This window comes from Streptomyces sp. NPDC004111 (assembly GCF_042874215.1).
Lineage (GTDB): Bacteria > Actinomycetota > Actinomycetes > Streptomycetales > Streptomycetaceae > Streptomyces.
Map to the genome: position 1 here is coordinate 1 of NZ_JBIAMU010000062.1, position 1,451 is coordinate 1,451.

Consider the following 1,451-nt stretch of genomic DNA (forward strand, 5'->3'; position numbering starts at 1 on the left):
ACTAGTAGTGCTTGGTCATGTTGGTGCGGGGTCGGGCATGTTGCGGTGACAGGTGGGGCAGGCGCCGGACCAGATCGCGAGGAGTGACTGCAGCTCGCGAACGACTTGGTAGAGGCTCAGGCCGACGCCGTCTCTTTTGGGGATCGGCTCAGTCGCTGCAGGGTGCAGAAGGCGTGGGCGACCGAGACGAGGGTGACGTGGTGGTGCCAGCCCGGCCAGGTTCGGCCTTCGAAGTGGGCCAGGCCCAGGGTCTGCTTCATCTCGCGGTAGTCGTTTTCGATGCGCCAGCGGAGTTTCGCGGTGCGCACGAGGACGGGCAGCGGAGTGGTCTCGGGCAGGTTGGCGAGCCAGAACTGGACGGGCTCGGCCTGGTCGGCGGGCCATTCGGCCAGCAGCCAGCGGACCGGAAGCTCGGCGGTGGCCGTGGCCTGGCGGATCTCGCGCCCGGCGGGCCGGATCCGCAAGGCCACGAAGCGCGAGTACATGCGCTTGTGCCCGCTGCGGCCACTGCCCGGCCTCGATCCCTCCCGCCACTGCACCGGCCGCGCGGCGCGTTTCCCGGCCGCGATGACCAGGTCCTTCACCCGCTGCGCCGGCTCGGGGTAGGCCGGGACCGGCCGTCGGCCCAGGCCGGAGTAGGCCGGGGTGCAAGGCTGTGCGTCCTCGGGCTGTGCGGTGGTTGTGGCCGAGATGCCCACCACGTAATCGAGACCGCGTTCCTCCAGGCCGATCCGGAAGACGGCGGTGTCCCCGTAGCCGCCGTCGGCGATGACCTGGGGCACCTCGATGCCCCAGGACCGCGTCTCGTCGATCATGTCGAGAGCCAGCTGCCACTTCTCGACATGCCCCACCTCGGCAGGAATGGCGCATCTGGCACGGCGGGCCACTTTGGCCGGATCTGCCTTCGGCGAGGCGGGGTCCCAGCTCCCGGGCAGGAACAGACGCCAGTTCACCGCCGCCGAGGCACCGTGGGAAGCCAGGTGCAGAGAGACGCCGGCCTGGCAGTTGGTGACTTTGCCCGCCGTGCCGGTGTACTGCCGGGTCACGCACGCGGACGCCTCCCCGTCCTTGAGGAACCCGGTGTCATCGATGATCAGCGCGGTGGGCTTGATGACCGGCTGCATCCGCCAGGCCAACCGGGCCCGCACATGCACCGCATCCCACGGGCTGGAAGTGACGAAGTGGGCCAGGGCCTGCCGGTTCCCGTCCTCGCCCAGGCGGGCGGCCATCGGCTCCACCGACTTGCGTCCGCCGTCCAGCAGCAGGCCCCGCAGATAGACCCCGCCCCACCGTCGCTGATCCGCCCGCGAAAACGGCTCGAACATCTCCGCCGCGAAGTCCTCCAGATCACACCGGACCGCAGCCAACTCCTCACTCAGCACATCCAGTCAACGACACCGCCGATCAAGAAGACACGCCATCACAGATCCCACATGACCAAGCACTACTAG

Annotated in this window: 1 protein-coding gene; it reads right to left on the reverse strand. The window is 69.0% G+C overall.

All coding sequences use genetic code 11. The annotated features are described in order from the left end of the window. Nucleotides 1-116 precede the first annotated feature (116 nt). A complete protein-coding gene (locus tag ACFYVL_RS44640; protein ID WP_389255935.1) occupies nucleotides 117-1,382 on the reverse strand; it encodes an IS701 family transposase in 1,266 nt (421 codons plus the stop codon). Nucleotides 1,383-1,451 lie beyond the last annotated feature (69 nt).